Consider the following 751-nt stretch of genomic DNA (forward strand, 5'->3'; position numbering starts at 1 on the left):
CATAAGTCAAGTCCGTTACAAGAGCTTCAAGTGGCTTTTCTTGGTTAAACTGTCTATCTAAGAGATTTGGAACGGGGGCTTCATTCTTCCCTTTAGAATGCTGTTTGAAGACAGCCTTCTGGTAAACTGTCACTAAATTCAGTCTCTTCATGATGCGACGAATCCGACGACGAGACAAGTTGATACCTTGTACTTCCAGACATTTCTTAACCTTCCTAGCGCCGTACCTGGACTTACTTTCGAGGAAAATACGCTTCACCATTTCTTCAAGCTCCATTTCAGATACTGGCTCTACAGCCCTGTAGTAATAGCTGGAATGAGGAATGTTCAAGCATTGACACATGGCTGAAATGCTATAGTTGTCCTTGTTAGCAGTGATTATTTGTCTTTTCGTGCCATAATCACTGCCGCTTGCTTTAGGATATCTAATTGCATTTCAAGTTCTTTATTTCGTTTTCTGAGTTCCATCAGCTCACGCTGTTCATCGGTCACATTATCAACAGTTTTAAATGATCCAGTCGTTCTTGCCTGTTTGACCCACTTGTCAAAGGTTGAGGAGGTTAAATCATATTCTTTGATAAGCTCACTGCGTTTTCTTCATGCATTTTATGCAGGTCAACGATTTGTTGTTTAAACTCGTCTGTGAAGGGACGGCGAATTTTTCTAGACATAGCTTTTCTCCTATTTTCTTTAGTGTAGAACACTTTATAGATTCTGTCTAGTTTAGTGTAACCAATTCAAGATTTCAGAG

The 751-nt window shown here is 39.9% G+C and carries 1 pseudogene; it reads right to left on the reverse strand.

Features of this window, described 5'->3' with window-relative positions:
- A pseudogene (locus ACMZ6U_RS10590) lies at nt 1-671 on the reverse strand (IS3 family transposase); the annotation flags it as partial.
- Nucleotides 672-751: the final 80 nt, after the last annotated feature.

This window comes from Streptococcus pluranimalium (assembly GCF_047785745.1).
Taxonomy (GTDB): Bacteria; Bacillota; Bacilli; order Lactobacillales; family Streptococcaceae; genus Streptococcus; species Streptococcus pluranimalium_B.